Source organism: Pedobacter cryoconitis (genome assembly GCF_014207135.1).
GTDB classification, from domain to species: Bacteria; Bacteroidota; Bacteroidia; order Sphingobacteriales; family Sphingobacteriaceae; genus Pedobacter; species Pedobacter cryoconitis_D.
The window spans coordinates 1-2520 of record NZ_JACHCC010000025.1; the positions used below are offsets into that span (position 1 = coordinate 1).

The window sequence follows — 2520 nt, forward strand, 5'->3', positions numbered from 1 at the left end:
TGAACTCCTTGGGGTAAGCTTTTCTTTCTCGTGACATAGTCTGTTAAGTTATTAAATTCCCTTAACTTACTGTCTGTTCAAATGTAGCAACTCCAATTAGAATCTAATTTATTAAAGGTGATCGACTCTGTGCCGATATTATTGTTCTTAATGGTTATAATTCTGTATCCAAATGTCTGATCATTAATAATCATGGTTTTGACGGCCTTTTCTATTTGATATGAGCAAGCAAGGCTCGAATACTGAAGTATATTTTTTTCAGAGGTCTCATCTTCCATATGATAATGTCCGCAAAAGATAATCACCTCATTTTTAATTTCAAGTAATACCCGTTTTACCTCGTCTCGTCTGCCCAAAGCAGCTCCAAGGTTATCTATTGGAGTAATGATTTCCAAAACCGGATGATGCAAAAAGATAATAATTTTTTTCTCAGTTTTCAGCTCGTCTTTGAACCATTCAAATTGCCCGGCACTAATGGAATTAGAAGAAGTATCCAGATAAATATATTTGAAATAGTCGTCTTCCTGAACATAGTTCATCTCTTGTTCACCTGTTATAAAATCAGGAACATAATATTTTGAGACCTCTGAATAATAGTCATGATTTCCCAGAATAATCCTGGGTTTAAGCCTATACTCATTAATTATCTCAAAGAAACCTTTATTCGACTCTGTTGAGCCGATGTCACCACCGAATACAACCTCAGAGATCCCTTTTTTAACAATGTCATTTAGGACGGTCCTTAAATTTTCCTGATATGCACCGGCTTCTTCACGATAAGCCATTTTTCCTGAACCTAATCCCTCATTTGTTAGAAAAACTTGTTGTCCCAAATGTGTATCTGTTAAAAAAGCTATTTTCTTCATAGTAATGTATTTCGCTGAATGAATATGGTATTTAGCAAAAATAGATATTTCTCAATCCCCCTGCTTTCATGATCTGAAATTTGTTGTGTAAAAAAGTAAGATAATTGGAATGAACATCCATCACTTAGATAACCTATTTCAACTTTAGTGTAAGGATGATTGATTCTATGATCTGCATTTTTAGGAACCTGTGCATAGCCACCACATAATAGCTATATTAGGATATAAAAGATGAAATACCTCACTCTCAATCTAGTAATTCCCATTGCAGTGATCTCATTTGCTTTGTTCACTAAGTGGTGGTATGTATTGCCGATAGATGCTCCAGACACAATTCTAAACGGTTTCCCTCTACCCTTCATTTGTGAGGGCTGGCACACATCTTTATCTTTACAAATTTTCGTTCTGGAATTTCTAGTGGATTTTCTGGTGTATTTCCTATTCTGGTTTATAGCTATATATATAATAAACAAATACGTTATTACAATCCGAATTGATAGTCATAGAAGAGTTTATAGAGATATTCGGAGAGCATTAAGAGGGCTCACTCTTCTAACCATATTAAGCTTTGTTTTTATTACAGCCGGTTCAGACAACATATTCTACTTTAAAAGACCCTGGGATATGAAAACAGTGAAAACCGGGTATAAACTCATCTGGGATAATCAGGTTAAATAAGATTATATCTTCTCAAAATACTTCCCTTTAAATTGATACTTGATTTTCTCACTAGTAATTTTACCATTTGAGCGTATTAAAGGAATAGCAATTATCTTGTTTTTTTTATCGTAAACAATCGAATAATCCGGAACCTCCTGGTCTCTATTAGAATGACTACTTACATCTGCTTCATACCCCAATTGGTTTTTAATACCAGACTTAGTTTTGATCAAAACCGCTTTGTCATTTAATTTTCCGTCATCAACCGAGAATATTTTCACATTATGATAAGACAACGCTGAACTTAAGACTGAGATACTTTGGGTTACATAAAATGTTTTATTCCCGGAAACCACATCATTGATTTGAGTGTAAAAAGCCATATCGTCCTTAGGAAGTTCTTTGGAAAGGACCTTTTTCCCATTCTTGAACTGGAAAATTTTATTATATCTTCTCATCGTTCCACCCGTTTCATCATCCCAGGAGTATATTCTAAAATTCCCATCTTCGGAGGTTACTATTTTCAGCCCATTTTTAACCAGATTTTTGAAATCATAGCGAATTGTCCCAGGATTTTTCTGAATGTATTTTAACAACAGTTTACTGAAAATAGAATTGTATTTCACTGCCGAATCCGAGGCATAAACTTTATCACTGGAACCATCATAAGAAGCCCAATAATTGCTTTTTGCAAAGGCTTTGTCCAATTTTAGCTCTTCGTTTTTGAGGTTTTGCCCAAATCCTGAAGTAGCTATAAATAAGAAGAGGAAAGTTATTGTTTTCATTTACACAGTTAAGATCAAAATTCGTTGGTTAAAAGCACTTTTAAATGCTAATATATTGGATAATGATGATAATTAAAGACATTCTCGTAAACTTATCCTAGTATAGGACAAATTTGTCCGTTCCTGGCCTGAGTTTACATAAGAAAGTTTTTCAAAGCAGAAAAATGAGTATAGAAAACGAACATCCCAAGAAAGGGAAAGGAGGCAGA

Annotated in this window: 2 protein-coding genes; both read right to left on the reverse strand. The window is 34.1% G+C overall.

The genetic code is table 11. From position 1 onward, the window contains the following. Positions 1-77 precede the first annotated feature (77 nt). A complete protein-coding gene (locus HDF25_RS25675) occupies positions 78-866 on the reverse strand; it encodes a metallophosphoesterase family protein (RefSeq protein WP_184629277.1) in 789 nt (262 codons plus the stop codon). A gap of 680 nt (positions 867-1546) precedes the next feature. Then, positions 1547-2311: a hypothetical protein gene (locus tag HDF25_RS25680; protein ID WP_184629278.1), complete on the reverse strand. Its 765-nt coding sequence runs from the start codon at positions 2309-2311 to the stop codon at positions 1547-1549. Positions 2312-2520 lie beyond the last annotated feature (209 nt).

Coding starts and splice junctions, on each gene's coding strand:
- HDF25_RS25680 (WP_184629278.1), bottom strand. CDS start 2,311: ATGAAAACAATAACTTTCCTCTTCTTATTTATAGCTACTTCAGGATTT.
- HDF25_RS25675 (WP_184629277.1), bottom strand. CDS start 866: ATGAAGAAAATAGCTTTTTTAACAGATACACATTTGGGACAACAAGTT.